Here is a 19,719-nt window from a genome sequence, read left to right on the forward strand (position 1 = left end):
GTTCCGAAGCGGGTTCCGAAGCGGGTTCCGAAGCGGGTTCCGAAGCGGGTTCCGAAGCGGGTTCCGAAGCGGGTTCCGAAGCGGGTTCCGAGCCGGACTCTCGAGACGCGGTGCGTTCGCGAGCCTCGACGCGCACCGAGGATTCGGAGGGCGCACCCTTCGCCTCCCGATCCGGCATTTCATCTCTCAAGCGGTTCTCTTCCATCGATAGGCCTCCTTGACCGGTCATGCAACGTACGGAGACAGGGCCAAGGTGGCGTTATGCCCGCCGAAGCCGAGCGAATTCGAAAGCGCGACCTTTTGGCGATAGCCCGTGACCGGCGCATTCGACACGCGCACAGGACATGCGGGGTCGGCGTCGCAAAAGCCGGCCGTCGGCGGCACGACGTCGTGCTCGAGCGCGCACGCCATGACGACGGCTTCGACGGCGCCCGTGCCACCGAGCATATGCCCCAGCGCGCCCTTGACCGACATGACGGGGATCTCGGACGCGCGATCGCCCGCCAGCAGGCAGAGCGCCGTCGCCTCGGTCAGATCGTTCGCATGGGTCGACGTGCCGTGCGCGTTCAGATGACCTAGATCCTCGATGCCGAACCCGCCCTCGGCGAGCGCCTGGGCCATCGAACGGGCAACGCCTTCGCCCGAAGGGTCGGGAGCCGTCATGTGGTGGGCATCGCCCGTCGAACCGAAGCCCGTGACCTCGCAGACGATCCGCGCCCCGCGCGCGCGGGCATGATCGAGGTCTTCGAGGACCAGGGCACCGGCGCCTTCGCCGGGCACGAAGCCCGAGCGGTTCGCATCGAAGGGACGCGAAGCGATGCGCGGGTCGGTCTCCTTGGTGATGGCCCCGAGGTTCATGAAGCCCGCAAGCGCCATCGGCGCGATGGATTCCTCGGAACCGCCTGCCAGGACCATGTCGGCGCGACCGGACTGGATCAGGCGAAACGCGTCGCCTATGTTATGGGTGCCGGTCGCGCACGCCGTCACCGTGGATGTGCAGGAACCGCGCAGGCCGTAGCGGATGGACAGGTGCCCGGCGGCCATATTCTCGATCATAATGGGGATGAACAGGGGGTTCACCTTGCGTGCACCCTGTTCGGCAAGCACGGCCGACTGCTCTTGGAAGATATGCAGGCCGCCGATGCCGCTGCCGAACGTGCAGGCGAAGCGCGTCAGGTCCTCGGCCTCGAGGTCGATCCCCGATGCCGCCATGGCCTCGTCCGCGGCGATGATCGCATACTGGACGAAGGGCGCGAGCCGGCGCGCCTCCTTCTTGGAAAATCCCGCCTCGATCGGGTCGTAGCCGGGGATGCGCCCGGCGACGGCGACACGGTATTCCTCGGCCATATCGCCCGGAAGCGCGGTGATGGCGGTTTCGCCCGACATCACGCGATCCCAAAGGGCATCGACGCCGAATCCTGCAGGAGAGACGGCTCCCATACCGGTCACGACCACGCGACGGGGATTCGTCAGATGGCGCGCGATGGATTCCTGGTCGCGCCGCGCACGGGCCATGATCTCGGCGCCGCTTGCGGCGTTCGGCGCCTCGGAGGCGGGAATGTTCGTTTCGCTCATGGGCGATTCTCTTTCTCTCAAAGAAGGACGTTCGATGGAAACGTTCGATGGAAACGTTAGACTGCCATGCCGCCATCCACACGAATGACCTGGCCGGTTATGTATCCCGCCGCCTCGCTTGCAAGGAAGGCGACCGCGGCCGCGACATCCTCGGGACGGCCGAACGAGCCGAGCGCGATGCGCGAGACCGCGCTTTCGCGGATCTTCTCGCCCAGATGCGCCGTCATGTCGGTCTCGATGAATCCCGGAGCGACCGCGTTCACCGTCACATGACGGCTTCCCAGCTCTTTGGCCAGGCTTTTCGTCATGCCGATGACGCCGGCTTTGGACGCGGCGTAGTTGATCTGCCCGGCGTTTCCCGCAATCCCCACGACGCTCGACACGTTGACGATGCGCCCCGAACGTTGACGTGCCATGATCGGCGCCGCATGGCGCATGCAGTTGAACGCGCCTTTGAGATTGACGTCGACCACGCGGTCGAAATCATCCTCCTTCATGCGCATGATCAAACCATCGCGCGTGATGCCGGCGTTGTTGACCAGGACGTCAAGGCGTCCGAAACGGGCGCGCACGGCCTCGACGAGCTCGCGCGCCTCATCGAAGCCCGCCACATCGGCAGCGAAAGGCTCGGCCGAAATGCCGTACGCGCCTTCGAGCTCGTCGCAGAGCGTCCGGGCGGCCGCGGCGCTCGAAGCCCCCGAATGATTGACGGCGACGTTCATGCCCGTTCGCGCCAACGCATGGGCGATCGCCGCTCCGATGCCGCGACTGCCGCCGGTGACGAGAGCCGTCGCGCCCGACGTTTCGCCGTGACCGCGCGATGCGGCGGGCGCGTCTGCAAGGGTCGAGCGGACATTCAGCGTCTCTTCCATGGATGCTTCCTTCCTCGCGTCGCTCACGCCACGAAGGCGTCGAGTTCGTCCCGCGTGCCTATGCGTTCGCGCATGAGCGTCGCATCTATACGTTTCACCAGGTTGAACAACACACCGCCGAAGCCTGCCTCGATAAAGCGCGTCTGGCCGCGCGCTCTGAGCGTGCGGATGCCGTCGTCGAAGCGCACCGGAGAGACCAGATGGCGGGAAAGCCGGTCGGCCGCCTCGCCGACGACGAAAGGGGTCGCATCGGTGTTGCATATGACGGGGAAGCGCGGCTCGGCGAAGGACGTTTTCTCGCACCAGGCGCGCAGCTCATCGGCCGCCTGAGCCATAAGCGGGCTGTGAAAGGCGCCCGCGGTATTGAGCCGCCGCGCACGCATGCCGAACTCCCGCGCCCGCGCCTCGGCCCGGCCTATGGCCGCCACGTCGCCCGAAACGACGATCTGGCCCGGACAGTTGTAGTTGGCAGGCACGAGCACGCCGTCTTCCGCGCAGGCGGCGCAGAGGGCACGAACCGCCTGTTCGTCGGCACCGAGAAGCGCGAGCATGGCGCCCGGCTGCGCCGCGCATGCGCGCGCCATGGCATCCGCGCGCACTTTCAAGAGAGAGAACGTCTGCTCAAGCGACAGCGCATCCGCAAGGCAAAGCGCACTTATCTGGCCGAGCGAGAATCCGATGGCGCCTGCGACGTCGAGCCCGCGCGCCATAAGGACGCGTCCGACGCCGACGGACAGGGCGACGGTCGCCGCCTGTGATGCGCGCGCCTCGTCGATGCGTGCGGCGTCGTCGCTCTGCACGACGGCCGCGAGGTCGAGGCCGAACGCGTCGGAGGCGCAGGCGAAAGCCTCCTTCACTTCGGGCTCGTCGAGCAAGTCGGTTCCCATGCCCGGCTTCTGGGCCCCTTGGCCCGAACACATGATCGCTGCCACTTCTCGCCGCCCCCTATCCGCGCCACGAGCGCGTCGCATTGCGTTCCAGACGGATGCCGAGCGCGCACGCACCCCATGCTTCGCATCCTGCCATCAGGTCATCCATGATCGCCGCGGCGCTCTGCCGCGCCTTCACCAGACAGGCCGACTGCCCAGCCATCATCGATCCATCGTCGACATCGCCGTCCACGGCGCGCTTGAGCGATCCCGCGAGGCGAAGCTCGACGTCGGCATCGGTCGCAGCGCGATCGAGCTCGAGCGCACGCACCTCGCGCGCCCACCGGTTCTTGAGCTGGCGCACGGGATGGCCTCCCCCGCGACCGGTCACGATCGTGTCCGAATCCTTCGCCGCGAGGACGCGGTCCTTGTAGGCATCTGCGACGAGGCATTCCTCGGCGCAGAGGAACCGGGTCGCGACCTGCACCCCTTCGGCTCCGAGCGCGAAGGCGGCGACCATGCCGCGGCCGTCCGCGATGCCGCCCGCCGCGATGACGGGAATGGATACGGCCTCGCAAACCGCAGGCGTGAGCACCATGGTCGTAAGCTCGCCGATATGCCCGCCGGCCTCGCAGCCTTCGGCCACGACGGCATCGGCGCCCAGACGCTCCATGCGCCGCGCGAGCGCGCACGAGGCCACCACGGGAATCACTTTGATGCCGGCCTCGTGCCACATGCCCATATAGGCAGACGGGCTGCCGGCGCCCGTCGTGACCACGGGAACCTCCATGTCGCAGACCAGGCGCGCCACGTCGTCGGCATGCGGATCCATGAGCATCACGTTCACGCCGAAAGGACGCTTGGTCAGGGTCCGCGCGAGCTCGATCTGCGCACGCACCCAATCGAGAGGCGCGCCGCCGCAGGCGATGATGCCGAGCCCGCCCGCGTTGCTGACCGCCGCGGCCAAGCGGGCGTCGGCGATACGGGCCATGGCTCCTTGGACGATCGGTCGTTCGATGCCGAGAAGCTCGGTCACGCGCGTACGCATCGCATGAGCCTCCTACGCGTTCAAGCCGTCGATGTAGCCGACCAGCTGGCCGACCGTATCGATGCCGTCAGGCTCGCCGAACTCGATGCCGAGCTCGTCTTCGATGGCGCAGACGACCTCAGTCATGTCCAGGGAATCGATGCCGAGCGCATCGAGCGTGGCATCTTCGGTCACCTTCTCGGGATCGATGTCGAGGGTGTCGCTGAAAACGGTCTTGAGAGTGTCGAGAGTGGCCATGAAGGCCTCCTTTCATGATTTTGAAGACATGCGCATCCAAGCCTCGGCGCACGGCGGGATTCAGGCTGCGGCCGGGCGGTGAATGGATGCGGTTTCGGTGCTGCAGTTCGGTGCTGCAGCTCTATGGGGAGCGGAAACGAGGTCGTGCAGAACGCTGGGGCCGGGCAACGCGCCAAGCGGCGCGGGTTTCGAAGACACGCATCGGACGGCGCACGTCCTTCATGGGCGAAACGCTAGCAGGCGACGTCCGCAGCATCGACGCGGTGCGCTGCCGGAGCGGTGCGCAGCATCTCGTTCTCCTTGTCGAAGAATTCCTTGATGCGGCGAACCGAGCGCAGAAGCGCGGCCTCCTCGTCGGCATCCATGCCGTCGAGAATGGAATCGATCATCCGCGCATGGAACAGATCGTGCGCGCGCACGGCCTTGCGACCGCTCTTCGTGAGGTGCAGCAGCACCTTGCGACGATCCTCCTGGCTCGGAACGCGCTCGACGTATCCCTTGCGCACCAGCCTGTTCACGGCTGCGGTGACGGTCGCCGCCGTCACGCTCAGGCGCTGGGCGACCACGGTCACGGGCGTCTTGTCGTACATGCCGACCGCAACGAGGGTATGCAGCTCGGACATCGTGAGACCCGCCGTCAGCCGAAGCTCGATCGAACGTTCCTCGATGCTCATGATGGAATTGAAGGTCGAGGTGAGAAGATCATTGACAAGCGCTCGATGCTCCTGCTCAGCCGTACGTGGTTCCATCTCGTTGCCAGCCCTTCCGATCGACGTCGCTGCGCGCGCCCGTTGCGCCCGCAAAGCGGGAAATGCACGGACGGTCATTCTACCAGGCTTTGCATACACCGACGCCCAGAGCCCCGATGCCGAGGTGCGTCGCCACGGTCGCGCCGCACGAGGCGCAGCCCGCATCCACGAAGGCGATGCCTGCATCCGCGAGCTCCCGTCTCACGCGTTCCACTCCGTCGGGATTGCGCGTATGGCAGAAGCGCACGATCTGCGTGCCTTCCGAGCGCGTGCGTTCGGCGATGAGATCGACGTAACCCTTGACCACCCCCTTCATGCCCTTGGCCTTATCGTGGGGCTTAAGGGCGCCGACCTCGTCGAACGCGAAGACGGGCTTCACATTGAGAAGGGATGCCGCGAAAGCGTCGCCCTCGGACAGACGTCCGCCCTTGATCAGGTTGTTCAGCTGATCGCAGGCGATGAAGAACCGCACGTTCCCGATGGTTCGTTCGATCTCCGCGCAGACCTCGTCGAAGGATGCCCCCGAATCACGCAGGTCGCAGGCGCGACGGAGCACGAGCCCCATGCCCGCGCTTGCGCTATGCGTGTCGACGACGCGCACCTCGATGCCGGCATCCGCGGCGGCCAGACACGCGGACTGGTACGTTCCCGAGAGCACGCTCGCGATGGTGAGCACGACGACCCGACCGTACCCCTCCTTTGCCAGCGTACCGAACGCTTCCGCGAACTCATGGGGCGAAGGCTGGGACGTCTTGGGCAGATGCTCGGCGGCGAGCATGCGGTCGTAGAAATCCTCGGTGGAGATCTCGGTCTGGTCGCGCAGCACCTCCCCATCGATCTCGATGTTCAAAGGAGCGAGGACCACCTGGCGTGCGACGCATTCTTCCAGCGTCCAGTCGACGGTCGAATCGCTCATGATGGCAAAGCCCATAGAGCCTCTTTCTTACGTATCTGCGATGCATTCGAAGCGGTGTTTCCGGCGCCCCCATCGGGGTTGCACCGTATTCGCCGGATCGATGCGCTTCGCCGGACTCGTTTGCAACCGATCCCGATAGCCGCATCGCGCAATCATTTTTATTTGATTATTAAATATTTAGACTGTCTAAACAATTAGGAATACTAGCATCGAACGAGAATCGCGCAAGCGAAGGATTCGTGAATATGGACGTTCCTTGGAGCGCACGCGTGCGGGATGACGAACTCTGCCAGAACCGTAGCGTAATCCGATGCGGCTGGAGCACGGGCGTGCGGGAATGGCGAAGAAAGCCTTACACCGTTCGCCGAATCGCTCGATTCGGCGATTTCGACGGTCGTCAGGGAAACGCACTTGAAATACTATGTGTCCGTCCGTTTTTTCGCCAAAAGGAGGCTGGATCCATGACAGGTATACCGCTCATCATCGCGTTCGTCTGCGCGATCGTATTGATGATCGTGATGATTTCGAAGCTTAAGATCCACCCATTCATCTCGATCATGCTGGTATCGCTGGCGCTCGGCCTCGTGGGAGGCATCCCGCTCGTCAACGCCACCGCCGAAGACGGCACCGCCATCAACGGCATCGCCACGGTTATCGGGCAGGGCTTCTCCGGAACCTTCACAAGCATCGGCATCGTCATCATCCTGGGCGCGCTCGTCGGCGCCATCCTCGAGGCGACGGGCGGCGCGTTCAAGCTCGCCGACATGGTCATCAAGCTCGTGGGCGAGAAGCACCCCGAGATCGCGATGGCGATCATGGGCTGGGTCGTGTCCATCCCCGTGTTCTGCGACTCGGGCTTCGTCATCCTGAACCCCATCCGCAAGGCCATCGTCCAGCGCACCGCCGCATCGAGCGTCATGCTCACGGTCGCGCTTTCGGCAGGCCTGTTCATCTCTCATAATCTGGTTCCGCCCACGCCCGGCCCCATCGCCGCGGCAGGTGCCCTCGGCCTTGAGGACAACCTGCTGCTGGTCATCGGCATCGGCATCCTCGTGTCGATCCTCCCGCTCATCGCGGGAATCGCCTACGCACGCTATATCGGCGCGCGCGTGAAAGCCAAGGACGAGACCGACCCCGAGCTCGCGCATGAGCTGTACGAGCAGATCATGAAGGAGGTCGGCAAGCTTCCGAGCGGCCTTTCCACGCTGGCCCCGATCATCGTCCCCATCCTGCTCATGGCCCTGGGCTCGATCGCCAACATGGCCGGCTGGACCGGCATGCTCAAGAGCCTCTGCACGTTCTTCGGCACGCCGATCATCGCCCTGTCCATCGGCGTCGTCTTCGCCGTGCTCACGCTTTCCCAGATGCATAAGCTCGATTCATTCTACGATCTGGTTCAGGATACGCTCAAGACGGTCGGTCCCATCCTGTTCATCACCGCTGCCGGCGGCGTGCTGGGCAAGGTCATCGCAAGCACCGATATGGTCCAGTTCATCAGCGACCACGCCAACGCGTTCGATGCGCTCGGCATCTTCTTCCCGTTCCTGCTGGCCGCCATCCTGAAGACCGCCCAAGGTTCTTCCACCGTCGCCATCACGACGACCGCCGGCATCCTCGGCCCCTTGATGGCGACCCTCGGCTACACCACCCCGGTCGGTGCCGCGCTCGTCGTCGCCGCCATCGGTTGCGGCGCCATGACGGTCTCGCACGCGAACGACTCCTATTTCTGGGTCGTCACGAGCTTCGGCGGCATGGAGCCTGAGCAAGGCTACAAGACGCAGTCCGCGGTCACGGGACTCATGGGCGTCGCCGGCATCATCGGTGTATTCGTTCTTTCCCTCGTTTTCGGCATCTAGCGTTCGGGCCGCGCGCCATGCAGGCCGCGCGGCTCATGTGGGCCACACGCGCCATACGGCTGTCGCCGTCCACGCCGGCCGCCGTATCGGACTCGAGCATCCGAATCTCGATGCTGCGCGGCGCGGATCGTTCGAACCGTACGGATTCGCACGGGTTCTCGCATTCGATTGTCACGGACTCACCCTCTAGGATAGGAATCGCACGAGGTCAGGCATGCACACTACCGACTACAAGAGCTTTCTCATCGTTCCCGATTCGTTCAAAGGCACGATGAGCGCGATCGACGTCTGCCGCATCATGGAGGAGACGCTGCACGAGCGCTTTCCCGAGGCGAAGATCAAAAGCATCCCCGTAGCGGATGGCGGCGAAGGATCGGTCGACGCGTTCCTCGCCGCCATGCCGGGCATCAAGCGCACCTGTGTCTGCTCCGGTCCGTACGGAGAGCGAATCGAGGGATATTACGGGCTTCTCGAAGACGGCACGGCGGTCATAGAGATGGCCGCCGCGGCCGGCCTGCCGCTCGTCGGAGATGACCGCCGCGTCGAAGCGACCACCACCTACGGCGTGGGAGAGCTGCTCGTGGACGCCATCGACGCAGGTGCGACCCGTGTCATCATGGGACTGGGCGGGAGCGCCACCAACGACGGCGCCTGCGGCATGGCCGCAGCCTGCGGCGTGCGGTTCCTCAACGAGGACGGCGAGACGTTCGTTCCGGTCGGCGGAACGCTCGCGGACATCGCGCGCATCGATACGACGGGGCTTGACGAGCGCGTGCGCGAGATTCCCATCGTCACGATGTGCGACATCGACAATCCGCTATGCGGGCCGACGGGCGCCGCGGCGATCTTCGCTCCGCAGAAGGGCGCGAGCCCCGCGCAGGTCGACATGCTCGACGCGGGGCTCGCCCATCTTGAAGAGCTGTTCAAGCGCGATCTGGGAATCGACGTCGTAGAACTTCCCGGCGGGGGCGCGGCGGGCGGCATGGGCGCGGGCATGGCGGCGTTCTTCGGATCACCCTTGCAGATGGGCATCCAGACGGTGCTCGACACCGCTCGGTTCGACGAACTTGTTCAAGAAGCGGACCTGGTATTTTCCGGCGAAGGGTGCTTCGACGGGCAGTCTCTGCACGGCAAGGTCGTCGTCGGCGTTGCCGGACGCTGCAAGGCGGCGAACAAGCCGCTCGTCGCCGTGGCGGGCGTCATCGACGACACCGTGGTCCCCGCCGCGCAGGAGCTCGGCATCGCGCATCTGTGCTGCATCAACCGCACGGGCATGCCGCTTGAGTTTTGCCTGCGCCACCCGCGCTCGAACCTCGCGCACACGATGGGGCTTCTCACCGAGCTGCTCGCCCAGACGCCCGAGGCCGAGATTCCCGCTCGAATCCATCTATAGGAACGGCAGGTGCGCGGCGGCGCATCATGCGGGGTCGCGCACCTGCATCTAGACAGCGGATGGACGTGTGCAATGTCGCCAGGACGGGGAATGTGCGTCAAACGGGGATATGCATCGGCGGTGTAGAAACGGCGTGCATGCGACATCGCACTTAGACGGAGCCTGCATTCGGGAAATCATACGTTCGATCGAGCGTTCCCTGGTTCATGTCCTGCTTGAGTCATTGACCGCATCTTTCGTTGAAGACCGACTTGAAGGTCTCGCTGCATCTGTCAAAAACTCGGTGCTTTGCGAAAAATCGCATCTCTTTCTCGCGCAACTGTCAAAATAATTAAGCTTAGGGGGTATCCGAAGCGACCGGGAAATCCAATTGGCTTCCGCGCTCATCGCCTCAATATCGAAACACCAGTTCGCTGTCATGCGGCAACATCAGTTCGCAAAACACATCGCAACAATGACATGCAAAATGCCACTAAGCACCGATTTTCTGGCAATACGAGGGACGAAGCGACAAAACGGCAGACACCGCCCACGTCGCGTTTCCCGACTATATTCCGTCGAGATGCTTGAGCCGGCAACTCCCTCAAAGCGACACTCGGAAGCCGCCGGCCGCTTACATCCCGAAACCGTCCGCCTCAACCCCTCCGCACGATCCAGCACGCCGCCGAACGACGCACGCATTATGGACCCCCGACGCACCGGCCCAGCCGTAGGCGGCCGAAAGATCTCCGTGCATCTTCCGTGCCCATGAGGCATGCCATCGGCCAAACCGTAGACGGCCGAAAGACGGCCGGCATATGAACCGGGGCTGCCGGCGTATAGATCAGACCGCCGCCTTCGCAGCGTTCTCGCCGGAGAAGCGACCGGATGTATACGCCCAGTTAAGACCGCATCCGCCCGCGGGATACTCGTCATAGATGAAGGTGCCGGAGCAGACTTCGCCCGCTGAATACAGGTTCGGAATGGGCACGCCGTCGGTATCGAGAACCTGAAAGTCGGTATTCACGCGATAGCCGCCGAAGCTGCCGTGGCTCGTCACGCTCATCGTGAGGACGTAGAACGGAGCCTGCGTGATGGGCAGGAGATTCTCGGCCTTCTTGCCGAACTCGGTGTCTTCGCCGGCCTCGGCCATGGCGTTGTAGGCGTCGAGAGTCGCCTGGACCGCGGCGCCATCGAGACCGAGCTTCTCCGCCGCTTCGGCGACGGTGTCGCCTTGGGCGAACATGCCCTTCTCCATGCCGATCTTGAAATCGTTCGCAGGCACGCCTTCCAGCTTGTCGACCATGGCCTGGTCGTAGACCGCATAGAACTTCGTGCCGTCGAACTTCGCGACCTTGTAGAAGATGTCGTGCGTTTGCCCGGCCTCGTTCTCGAAGCGTTTGCCGTCGGGTGCGACCCATAGGGCCTTCTTGTCGATGAGCTTCGATTGGCCCGCCGCCGCGGGGCACCACAGAATTCCGTTCACGCCGCCGTGGCCGATGTAGTCCGCACCGATATCCAGACCCATCCTCAGACCCTCGCCCGTGCTGCCGACGCCGACCTCTGTCGAGATAGAGGCGAAATCGGGCATGTATTCGGAAATCATCTCGTGGTTGCGGCAGAACCCGCCGGTCGCGACGATGACGCTCTTCGCGTTATAGCGGATGGCCTCCCCGATGTTCGTGCGCGCGATGACGCCGGAAACCGAGCCGTCGTCTTCGACGATAAGGGATTCGCCGGCAATACCGTATTTCACCTCGGCACCCTGATCCAGCGCCCATTCATGCACGGCGGACAGCGCATCCATGCCGCTGTTCAGGCAGCGCGCCTGACGCGGAACGGTATCGGAACCCTTGAGCAACGGCTTTTCCTGAAAGGGAACGTTCAGGTCCTCGGCAAGCCAATCGATGGTCTCGCCGAAGTGATAGGCGCAGAATTCCTGGACGTCGTAATCGAGCTTGTCGCCGTTGCGCCTCATGAAGTACTCGAGGAGCGATTCGGGCGTGTCGTCGGTGATGCCGTAATTCCTTTGAATGACGCTGTTCGCGCCATAGAAGCCGCCGAGGCAGATGGAACTCGACCCGGCAAGCCAGTCCTTCTTCTCGAGCAGGATGGTCTTCGCGCCCGCCTCGGCCGCCTTGCCGGCTGCGGACATGCCCGCCCCGCCGCCGCCGAGCACGACGACATCGTAGTCGAAGCTCTTCTTCGCCTCGGACGTCGCTGCGGATTCGGGCGCGCATCCGAAGAGTCCGCCCATGGCAGCGACCGCCATGCTTCCTGCCATAAGACCCGCGAACCGGCGACGCGATATCGTCATGCCCTCTCCTGCCATCTTCGAACCTCCCCTTTCGGTCGGGCCGCACGAGCGACCCCGTCTTCTTGCTGAACCGCACGCGCAGCGCATGGCGAGACGCTGATGCCTCGACTTGACCGGGCCGACCCGCACTCGACCGGATCCGATCGCGCAGGCGCAGCCGAGGTGCCGAAGGTGACATCGAAGGTTCCAACAGCCGCTGAGCCGAGTGCGCGCGACGCGCGTTGCCTGAAGGCATCCTATGGCCCCGCACGCATACTGAGAAAGCCACTAAAGGTGTGAATAACCAGCGATTTCCGTAAAGCTCACACTAAAGGTGTGAAGCGATGGACGCAGCACGGGTGCGAATCGTACAATCTGACGATGCGTGGAAGAGGGGGATGCATGACCGACGATATCGATGCGCGGAACCGGGCGCATGCATGGAAGGCGCCGTGGGCGACGCCGTTTTTCGCACCGTTCCTCGGCCTTGCCGCGACGCGCGTCTGGATGCAATGCACGTTCTTCGGCGCATACGCGCAAAGCGATGCAGGCACGCTCACGATCGTCAATCAACTGTTCTACGGCCTTGCCATGCTCATCGGCGCGCTTATCGCCTTGAAGCATCCTGCGACGCCGGGAGCACGGCGCGCCGTCTCGTTCGCGGGAACCTTCCTCATGACGGTAGGATCGATCCTCATCCTTCTGGGCTCGTCCTCTTCGAACATGGGTATCCTCCTGGCCGCCTGCATCCTCGCCGGCATCGGCGGAGCACTCGGAGGCGCCATGTGGATCGAAGCCTACATCAGGCTCGACCTGAGACGTTGCATTCTCTACGCCTTTCTCTCGCTTGCTCTGGGATCGTTCGGCGGACTCGTCTTGAGCTTCGCGCCCGTCACCACGATGCTTGCCGCAGGCATGCTCATGCCCGCCCTTTCGCTCCTCTGCCACCAGCGCGCCGTGCGCATCGACATCGGAACCCCGCCGGAGCCGAAACCCGTCTTCGACGCCGAGCCGATTTCGACGGCGCTCATCATCGTCGGAGGGCTCGCCGCATTCGGCTTCGCCCTCGGCGTCGCCCGAGGTTTTCCCCTCGGCCAGCCCGTGCAGCTGGACGTCCCCGAACGTATGGTCCATCAGCTCGGCGTCATCGCCGTCAGCCTCTTCATCATCTGGTGGTCGCTCGTGAAGAATCGGCGGCTCGGATTCTCGTTTCTCTGGCGCATCGAAATCACCTTGGTCGCGTTCGGCACGTTGGCGCTGTCGCTTTTCCCCGACGACGCCCTTCCGCTCGCCGTCGCGGTCATCAACGCGGCCGATACGCTCATGCTCGGCATCATGTGGGTCACGCTTCAGGACGTCGCACGGCACACGAGCCGCGATGCATACGTTATATACGGGCTGGCCTGGGCCGCACGTGTCCTTGCACGCGATGCGGCTCGCGTGCTCCTCGTCTTCGTGGCATCGATGGGCGCGGCCGCCTACGCCGCGAGCGCCATCGTCGGCGCCATGTCCTTCGCACTGGCGCTTAGCATGGTCATGCTGCTGACGAGCGAGATACCGCGCACGCGTCCGCTGCTCACGTGGGACGACGAGGTGCCGGCCTCCCCTGCTTTGCCGTCCAGACGGAAGGAGGATCGGAATCCTGCAGTCGACAATGCCCTCGACGCGTCGGATGGCTCTCTCGAGCGCACCGAAGCATGGCTGCGCGCGCATTTCGGGCTTTCGAAGCGGGAAGCCCAGGTCGCCGCGCTCATCGCGATGGGACGCAGCAAGATCTACATAGCCGAACACCTGTTCATAGCGGACAATACCGTGCGCACGCATGCGAAGAACGCCTATGCGAAGCTCGGCGTGCATTCCAACCAGGAACTCATCGACCTTATAGAGCAGCAGGAAGCTCGGATGCGCTGACCAGACAGCAGCCCGGCAATCAACCTATCCTGAAAGCGGCATGCCGCCGAAAGAACCGGGGCCCGTCGCGTGCAACGGGCCCCGAAATCTCGAACGTATCCGCGGCAGGCCCGCGTCATGCACGACGCGTCCGACCGCGCTCATCAGATCTGATCTGTTTGCGCATCGCGCAATCGCGCACAATGCACCCGTCCTCGAGGCGCGGACTTACCCGCGCATCTTCCTCCTAGCCGCAGCGATGCAGGCGATCGATGCAACCGACGCACCTGCGAGCGCAAACGTCATCGCACCCAGATCGTCGCCCGTTGCAGGAATCTTGGAAATCCGCGGCTTCTTGGGCTGCTCCTTCGCCGGCGGCTTCGTCGGTTCCTTCACGTTGGTGATCGTGAAGCCCTCCGAAGCGCTGCCCGCAATGCGTGCCTTATATCCCTTCGGCACATCGACCTCGGCGACGGTGTATTCCACGGCTGAGCCGTCTTTCATGACAGGAAGCCCGGTCCATGTATATGCCCAGTTCGAATCGCTGTTCAAAACGACGGGATCCCCATATGCCTCGCCATTCGCGTAGAGCTGCACCTTGACGGATGCCGGACGCGATCCATCCTTGTTATCGGCGTCGTCCCACGCCTTCTTCACCGAAACCGACGTGGACTTCGCATCGGGCGTGTTCGTGATCGTGAAAGCGATCTCGGTTTCGCTCACCTCTTCGCTCGTCACCTTCGCGGTCCAGCCTTCGACCGCCTCATCTTCCTCGATGCTGACATCCGCATTCAGAGGAAGGCCCTCGAAGGTATGCGTCCATCCGGAATCCTTGGTGAGCTCGACGCTTTCGATGCGTTTGCCGTCGATCAAGAGCCAGACTTTGATCGAACCGGGAATGGCCGCATCGGGATTCGCAGAGGTGTCCCAAACCTTCTTGACGACGACCTTCTTGGTGTGGACATTGACTTTGCCGAGCGTCGAAGCGCCGTTCGAGCCGATGCCGCCGCCCCGGGCAGCCGAGTTGTTCGTGATGGTCAGCTTCGCCTTGGACTGGGCCAGGTCGATCGCCGCCGGGGTCGGCGTCGCCTTGAGCGCGAAGATGTCGGTGCTCTCTGAGATGCCGGAAACCGGAACGTTGCTGCTCGACGCAGGATCGTAGCGCGGAGCATCGGGGTCGGGCTCGCCCAAGACGTGCGGCACGAGGATTCCGCCGTCCTTATACCAGTTGGCCGCGCCGCCGCCGAGCATGCGGTCGGAAATGGTCGTGGTGGCTTCTTCGCCCGCCATGCGGACGGCGGCCACGTCGTCCGCAGCGCCTTGGGCGTCGTTGCCGTAGACGGCTGCGCCGTTATTCACGGAGAAGGCCGCCTTGCCCGTCGGGCAGAACCAGGCGCCGCCGCCGATGACGCTTGCGTGATTGCTCGTCACGACGACGTCGTAGGCATTGAGCACATACGGGACGGACCCGACATATGCGCCGCCGCCCTGGCGGTCGGCCGTATTTCCGTCGATCAGACCGGCATTAAGCGTGACTAGGGAAGATGCGGAATACACGCCGCCGCCGCACCCGCCATCGTTGACCACACCGTCTCCTTCGGCCTTATTGCCGACGATGGAGCCGCCGTTCATCGTGAACGCGGCAGGATAGAATTCGGGCCACTTGCTGAATATCGCTTCGTAATACTGGCCCGTTGCGCTGGAGTACGGCACCTTCCCGAAGAATGTCACGAAGTTATCGAAGGCAGCGACGCCGCCGCCCATGCCGGCGGCCTTGTTGTTGGAGATGACGCCGTCATTCATATCGAACGTGCTGCCGTTTTCCACGTAGACGCCGCCACCGCCGCCGGAAATGAAATCGCCGCTCGCGGATACGACGCCCGTGGCTTCATTGCCGGTGATCGTGCCGCCGTTCATCGTGAAGTACGCCTTCGAGCGGAAGTCGCGATAGTTGGGGCTGCCGCCGTACACGTACACGCCGCCGCCGAAGGGCGACTTGCAATTCGATATCGTGCCGCCGTTCATCGTGAAACGAGACGTCACACCGGTATCGGTGTTGTTCTCGCATGCGAAGACGAGGACGCCTCCCGAGGTTTGCAGCTGATGCCCTGCATTTCCGCCGGTGATCGTGCCGCCGTCCATCGTGAACGCGGAAGCGTTCACGAGCACCGAAGACGACAGCTGGTTCTGCACCGCCGTGGATTCGACCGTGCCGCCGTTCATGAAGCCGACAGCGCCTTTATCCAGGCAAACCGCACCCTGTCCGGAATACAGCGCGGTCGTGTTCGAAATGGTTCCCCCGTTCATCGTGAACGTGGCATCGGCACCCTTGGAATACACGCCGCCGCCGTTGCTTGCGTGATCGCGCTTTCCGTTCTTAAGATCGCCGTCCTCGAGCGTGAACGATCCTTCGTTCGTCACGTAATACGCCTTGCCGTCACCATCGAGCACGAGCCCGCCGTCGATGGAAAGCGTTGCACCGGATTCGACTTTGACCAAGTAATTGATGGAACTCGTCGCGGCGGTGAGGGAACCCGATCCCCCGCCGGCGACCGTGAGCCTGATATTCTTCCCCGACGGCACGACGACCTGCGTCGCCGCGGATATATCGCCCGAGACGGCAACGTTCGTCTGCTCCCCGTCGGGCGCAGCGGCGATGGCAGCCTGGATCTCTTCGACGCTCGTCGCGTCGTCGGCGAACGCAAGGCCGCCGGGAATGCAGATGGCGAGCGCCGCAAGCGCGAGCGCCCAGCCGCACAACCTCTTGGATATCATGGATCCCTCTCCCCTGAACCGTCGCGCTGACGGTACCCTGCCGCCCGCCATACGCGATGTCCCCGCACACGCGCCAACACGATGGGTATGGCGATGTGTAGCTAAGGCTAGCTCTCTATATACCAGATGAGATAGGACGTACGCTATATATATATTCTTCTTAATCGATGCTTTTTATCGCTTTATGCGCGGGAGTGAGGATTTCGGAGGAAAGGCCTTGCGACGCATGGATCGCTCCTATCCCGCCGCATCCACCCCTCCTTCAAGATGCGGCATACAACGAGGCAGCCCCTGGAAGCTTGCGCGACCAGAGGCTGCCTCGTTTTGCAAGTCATGGCCGTCGATCGTATCGACATACGCACGTGCCGGCTTCGAAGATGCTTCGTCCCATCTGAGGACGCGCGTTCGTTCATCCGAAGCCGCGCATATCCGATGTCCGAAGCCATGCTCTGCTTCGACGAGCGTCTATGCGCTCGCCTTCACGAAGGCCGCGATGGCGTCGCTCGCGTACTGCGCCGTACCCTCTCCGAACTTGTCGATATTCGCCTTGAAACGCGGATCGGCCGCATACCCCTTGCCGATATGCCCGAACACCTCGATCGAACAATCGAACGAATAGGTCCTCAGCACGTTCAAGAGACGCTGCGCGATGGCGATGCTCTCCGCAGCGTCAGGCGCGATCCCCTGCTCCAGATTGCGCGCGAACGCGAAGAACACGTCGTTGAACGCATCGGTCGCCTCGTCTTCCTTTCCTTTCTGCCGCGCGATGCCGGCATCGATGACGTCGTTTCCGTAGCGCTTTCGCGCCTCGTTCTCATATTCCTTGCTGTCGTTCCAAGTCAAACCCTTGAACTTCTCTTCTGCGGTCATGATCGGCCCGCCTTTCTCCTCTTCGATGCTTCTCTTCAGCGTTCGCACGAGCTCTTCCATGCGCCGTTGCTCCTGTTCGATCAGCCGCAACTGACGCTCGAGCAGCGATATCCTGTCGATATCGCCCTGCATGAGCCCGGCGATCTCCTTCAGAGAAAACCCTAGATACTTGTAGAAAAGGATGCTCTGCAGAGTCTTGAGGTCCGCATCGTCGTAGATGCGGTACCCGTTGTCGAGCTTGCGCGGCGAAAGCAGGCCGATTCGGTCGTAGTGGTGAAGCGTCCGGACGGACACCTTCGCGATGTCCGCTACTTCCTTGATCGAATGGCCCATGCGCAACCTCCTGTCCTTTCCTGCAGAAACAGGTATACCCCCTGACGTAACGTCAGGGTCAACCGGGAATTCGAAAAAATTTTTCAGTCTTTCGCATGACTCGACGAGAAGCGCATATGGAGCTTCAGCGCGAGATACGCGATGCCCATGACCGCATACGTCACCGATGTCGCCACATACGTGGGAAATTCCGAGGCATCGGTTCCAACGTAAACCGCATGCCCCATCCCGAGCAGGATGCCCTGCGCGACAAGCAGCGCCATGAACGGATACGCGAGCCTCTGCACCTTCTTCCAGGTTGCAGGCCTCATCTTCTTCCGTACGGCTTTGAACGACGTGATCCAGGGCACGAGAAAGCAGACGAGCAGCGGCGCGCCGATCACCGTGCAGGCCAAAAGCATGTACGGCGCCGCATCGCCCCAGATATAGCCCCAATAAAAGGTGAGCGACAGAGGCACCATGAACACGACCTTGACAACGTGCGCGCAGATGACGATGCCGCCGATGACGCTGAGCTCGGAACGCGCAGCCAGAAGCCTGCGCACGGCCTGCCAGCGCTTGGGCAATGCACCGATGAACATGACGACGAGGTAGAAGGCGACGCCCGTATAGCAGCTTGCGAACAGGTCCACGACGGTCTTGAACGCCGGATTCGCATCCATCGCAGGCAGGAAGCTCGCGAGCGAGAATGCCAGGAAGCCGAGATAGAACGCGCCTGCATGCTTCCTCATATACGGTGCGAGCACGAGCGAGAACACGATGACGAGGACAAGCGCCTGCAGAATATTGGGAACGACGGCAGGAACAAAGGGAACCATGCGCACCTCCACATGCGTTGCCCGGATGCGGGCGAAAAGAGCTGACGGAACTGCCGCGCTCGCAAGAAGGACGGCACATCGCGCAAGCTTACTCCGAGAACGAGCGCATGACCGTTGGAATCACAACGTATGGAGGCGATTGCACGGCCTTCGAACCGCCTGACGACATCGTCTCGAACCCAGTCGCTCCCTGAATCCCGAACGTCCCTCAATCCCTTCCCATAAGGCGAAAAGCAGGCACGGTCATGAAACCGGGAAGCCCTCCTGCCCATCCGTTTCCTTAAGGGGGATGGATTCGGCGAGCGCCAGGAGCTGCTGGCGTGAATTCAAGTCGAGGCGCCCGTATATATGGCGGACATGCCGTCTGCCTCTACATGAACGGCAAGCGCTTCACCGACGAGGCGTTCCTCGGTATCTTCGGAACGCTCGACCAGGTCGAACGTCGCAAGCCGGGCCGCTACTTCTACTTCTTCGACAACAAGTGGAAGAAGATGATGTCGAAGATGCCGCCTGAGCATTTCTCCCAACCTATCGGCATCGCCGACGCCACCGACTACGACAAGCTCTTCCAGTCCTGGGTCGACCGAGGCGCCGAAGGCGCGGAAACCGAAGACGGCAGCACGGTGTGCGCCTGGGGTGCGAACTCTCTTGACGAGCTGCTTGGATACATGGGCTTCGACGACGCCATGAAGAAGAGCGTCACGGAATCGATCGACCAGTACAACGCATACTGCGCCCAGGGCGAGGACGAGGACTTCGAGCGCGACCCCAAACTGCTCCTCGACGTGAGCGAGCCTCCGTTCTTCGGCATGTACAGCGTCGAAGAGAAGCCCATGCTCGGTACGGTTGCCCTGAACGGGCTGGTCATCGACGACGACCAGCGCGTGCTCGACAAGAACTACAACCCTATCCTCGGGCTGTACGCATCGGGCAACAACAGCGGCGGTCGCTTCGCCGTGCAGTACTCGACCGCGATTTCCGGTCTGACCCTCGGCATGGCCATGACGCTCGGCCGCGTGCTCGGCAAGGCTCTGGCAGCTAAGTAGGCCGGAAGACGCGCGCTGGAACAGGACGTCTCACGAACCTCTTCCGGCGTTCCCACTCCTGTCGATGCGGAAGGCAGTCCCCTCCCGCATTGATGATGACCTCCTTCTCCCCTCCATGCCGCGACGGCTTCCCTCCTGCCGTCGCGGCTTCATCCCTTGCTCGTGCTCAAGCTCCGAATGCAATGCGGCAACCGATC

General features: G+C 63.1%; 16 protein-coding genes. 5 read left to right on the forward strand and 11 right to left on the reverse strand.

The window, feature by feature from the left end; all coding sequences use genetic code 11:
- The coding region (locus HMPREF1155_RS09080; RefSeq protein ID WP_009075995.1) for a hypothetical protein at positions 1-221 on the forward strand (221 nt) is incomplete at its 5' end.
- Between the two features lie 4 nt (positions 222-225).
- Here HMPREF1155_RS09080 and HMPREF1155_RS00010 read toward each other — a convergent pair.
- The 7 genes from HMPREF1155_RS00010 to HMPREF1155_RS00040 all read right to left on the reverse strand — a co-directional run bounded on the left by HMPREF1155_RS00010 (position 226) and on the right by HMPREF1155_RS00040 (position 6,281).
- Positions 226-1,575, reverse strand: a complete 1,350-nt coding sequence (locus tag HMPREF1155_RS00010) for a beta-ketoacyl synthase (protein WP_009075993.1) — start codon at positions 1,573-1,575, stop codon at positions 226-228.
- A 56-nt stretch (positions 1,576-1,631) separates the two neighbouring features.
- Positions 1,632-2,447, reverse strand: coding sequence for a 3-oxoacyl-[acyl-carrier-protein] reductase (gene fabG, locus HMPREF1155_RS00015; protein ID WP_009076544.1), 816 nt, complete (start codon positions 2,445-2,447; stop codon positions 1,632-1,634).
- 23 nt (positions 2,448-2,470) lie between these two features.
- Positions 2,471-3,418 carry an ACP S-malonyltransferase gene (locus tag HMPREF1155_RS00020; protein WP_314921628.1) on the reverse strand — a complete coding sequence of 316 codons (948 nt, stop codon included), beginning with the start codon at positions 3,416-3,418 and terminating at the stop codon, positions 2,471-2,473.
- The gene (locus tag HMPREF1155_RS00025) at positions 3,393-4,364 is read right to left on the reverse strand and encodes a nitronate monooxygenase (RefSeq protein ID WP_009075967.1); all 972 of its coding nucleotides are present in this window, start codon (positions 4,362-4,364) and stop codon (positions 3,393-3,395) included. Before HMPREF1155_RS00025 ends, HMPREF1155_RS00020 begins: the two co-directional genes overlap by 26 nt.
- Before the next feature lie 12 nt (positions 4,365-4,376).
- The gene (locus HMPREF1155_RS00030) at positions 4,377-4,601 is read right to left on the reverse strand and encodes an acyl carrier protein (RefSeq protein ID WP_006362729.1); all 225 of its coding nucleotides are present in this window, start codon (positions 4,599-4,601) and stop codon (positions 4,377-4,379) included.
- Between the two features lie 233 nt (positions 4,602-4,834).
- Complete coding sequence (locus HMPREF1155_RS00035) at positions 4,835-5,350, reverse strand: MarR family winged helix-turn-helix transcriptional regulator (protein WP_009076150.1); 516 nt, start codon at positions 5,348-5,350, stop codon at positions 4,835-4,837.
- 79 nt (positions 5,351-5,429) lie between these two features.
- Complete coding sequence (locus HMPREF1155_RS00040; RefSeq protein ID WP_009075973.1) at positions 5,430-6,281, reverse strand: DegV family protein; 852 nt, start codon at positions 6,279-6,281, stop codon at positions 5,430-5,432.
- A 446-nt stretch (positions 6,282-6,727) separates the two neighbouring features.
- Here HMPREF1155_RS00040 and HMPREF1155_RS00045 point away from each other — a divergent pair, with 446 nt between their 5' ends.
- Both HMPREF1155_RS00045 and HMPREF1155_RS00050 read left to right on the forward strand, forming a co-directional pair.
- Positions 6,728-8,122 (forward strand): GntP family permease, encoded by a 1,395-nt coding sequence (locus HMPREF1155_RS00045; RefSeq protein WP_006362734.1) that lies wholly within the window; start codon positions 6,728-6,730, stop codon positions 8,120-8,122.
- 214 nt (positions 8,123-8,336) lie between these two features.
- Positions 8,337-9,515, forward strand: a complete 1,179-nt coding sequence (locus HMPREF1155_RS00050) for a glycerate kinase (RefSeq protein ID WP_009076421.1) — start codon at positions 8,337-8,339, stop codon at positions 9,513-9,515.
- Positions 9,516-10,338: 823 nt separating this feature from the next.
- Here the strand turns inward: HMPREF1155_RS00050 and HMPREF1155_RS00055 are convergent.
- Positions 10,339-11,826, reverse strand: a complete 1,488-nt coding sequence (locus tag HMPREF1155_RS00055; protein ID WP_009076501.1) for an FAD-dependent oxidoreductase — start codon at positions 11,824-11,826, stop codon at positions 10,339-10,341.
- A gap of 366 nt (positions 11,827-12,192) precedes the next feature.
- Between HMPREF1155_RS00055 and HMPREF1155_RS00060 the strand changes: the two genes are divergently transcribed.
- A complete protein-coding gene (locus tag HMPREF1155_RS00060; RefSeq protein ID WP_009076056.1) occupies positions 12,193-13,701 on the forward strand; it encodes a helix-turn-helix transcriptional regulator in 1,509 nt (502 codons plus the stop codon).
- A gap of 207 nt (positions 13,702-13,908) precedes the next feature.
- On the opposite strand, the gene HMPREF1155_RS00065 is transcribed toward HMPREF1155_RS00060, so the two are convergent.
- From HMPREF1155_RS00065 to HMPREF1155_RS00075, 3 genes are all read right to left on the reverse strand, one after another.
- Complete coding sequence (locus HMPREF1155_RS00065; RefSeq protein WP_009075975.1) at positions 13,909-16,455, reverse strand: Cna B-type domain-containing protein; 2,547 nt, start codon at positions 16,453-16,455, stop codon at positions 13,909-13,911.
- Between the two features lie 465 nt (positions 16,456-16,920).
- Positions 16,921-17,658, reverse strand: a complete 738-nt coding sequence (locus HMPREF1155_RS00070) for a MerR family transcriptional regulator (protein ID WP_039993027.1) — start codon at positions 17,656-17,658, stop codon at positions 16,921-16,923.
- Between the two features lie 83 nt (positions 17,659-17,741).
- Positions 17,742-18,476 carry a membrane protein gene (locus HMPREF1155_RS00075; protein ID WP_039993029.1) on the reverse strand — a complete coding sequence of 245 codons (735 nt, stop codon included), beginning with the start codon at positions 18,474-18,476 and terminating at the stop codon, positions 17,742-17,744.
- A 320-nt stretch (positions 18,477-18,796) separates the two neighbouring features.
- Between HMPREF1155_RS00075 and HMPREF1155_RS00080 the strand changes: the two genes are divergently transcribed.
- Positions 18,797-19,522: an FAD-binding protein gene (locus HMPREF1155_RS00080; RefSeq protein WP_009076583.1), complete on the forward strand. Its 726-nt coding sequence runs from the start codon at positions 18,797-18,799 to the stop codon at positions 19,520-19,522.
- The last annotated feature ends 197 nt before the right edge of the window (positions 19,523-19,719 follow it).

It is taken from the genome of Slackia sp. CM382, from assembly GCF_000293015.1.
GTDB classification, from domain to species: Bacteria; Actinomycetota; Coriobacteriia; order Coriobacteriales; family Eggerthellaceae; genus Slackia; species Slackia exigua.

Bases quoted from the DNA above. Each gene is read 5' to 3' on its own strand.
- HMPREF1155_RS00010 (WP_009075993.1), bottom strand. From the start codon at position 1,575: ATGAGCGAAACGAACATTCCCGCCTCCGAGGCGCCGAACGCCGCAAGC.
- fabG (WP_009076544.1), bottom strand. From the start codon at position 2,447: ATGGAAGAGACGCTGAATGTCCGCTCGACCCTTGCAGACGCGCCCGCC.
- HMPREF1155_RS00020 (WP_314921628.1), bottom strand. From the start codon at position 3,418: ATGCGACGCGCTCGTGGCGCGGATAGGGGGCGGCGAGAAGTGGCAGCG.
- HMPREF1155_RS00025 (WP_009075967.1), bottom strand. From the start codon at position 4,364: ATGCGTACGCGCGTGACCGAGCTTCTCGGCATCGAACGACCGATCGTC.
- HMPREF1155_RS00030 (WP_006362729.1), bottom strand. From the start codon at position 4,601: ATGGCCACTCTCGACACTCTCAAGACCGTTTTCAGCGACACCCTCGAC.
- HMPREF1155_RS00035 (WP_009076150.1), bottom strand. From the start codon at position 5,350: ATGGAACCACGTACGGCTGAGCAGGAGCATCGAGCGCTTGTCAATGAT.
- HMPREF1155_RS00040 (WP_009075973.1), bottom strand. From the start codon at position 6,281: ATGGGCTTTGCCATCATGAGCGATTCGACCGTCGACTGGACGCTGGAA.
- HMPREF1155_RS00045 (WP_006362734.1), top strand. From the start codon at position 6,728: ATGACAGGTATACCGCTCATCATCGCGTTCGTCTGCGCGATCGTATTG.
- HMPREF1155_RS00050 (WP_009076421.1), top strand. From the start codon at position 8,337: ATGCACACTACCGACTACAAGAGCTTTCTCATCGTTCCCGATTCGTTC.
- HMPREF1155_RS00055 (WP_009076501.1), bottom strand. From the start codon at position 11,826: ATGGCAGGAGAGGGCATGACGATATCGCGTCGCCGGTTCGCGGGTCTT.
- HMPREF1155_RS00060 (WP_009076056.1), top strand. From the start codon at position 12,193: ATGACCGACGATATCGATGCGCGGAACCGGGCGCATGCATGGAAGGCG.
- HMPREF1155_RS00065 (WP_009075975.1), bottom strand. From the start codon at position 16,455: ATGATATCCAAGAGGTTGTGCGGCTGGGCGCTCGCGCTTGCGGCGCTC.
- HMPREF1155_RS00070 (WP_039993027.1), bottom strand. From the start codon at position 17,658: ATGGGCCATTCGATCAAGGAAGTAGCGGACATCGCGAAGGTGTCCGTC.
- HMPREF1155_RS00075 (WP_039993029.1), bottom strand. From the start codon at position 18,476: ATGGTTCCCTTTGTTCCTGCCGTCGTTCCCAATATTCTGCAGGCGCTT.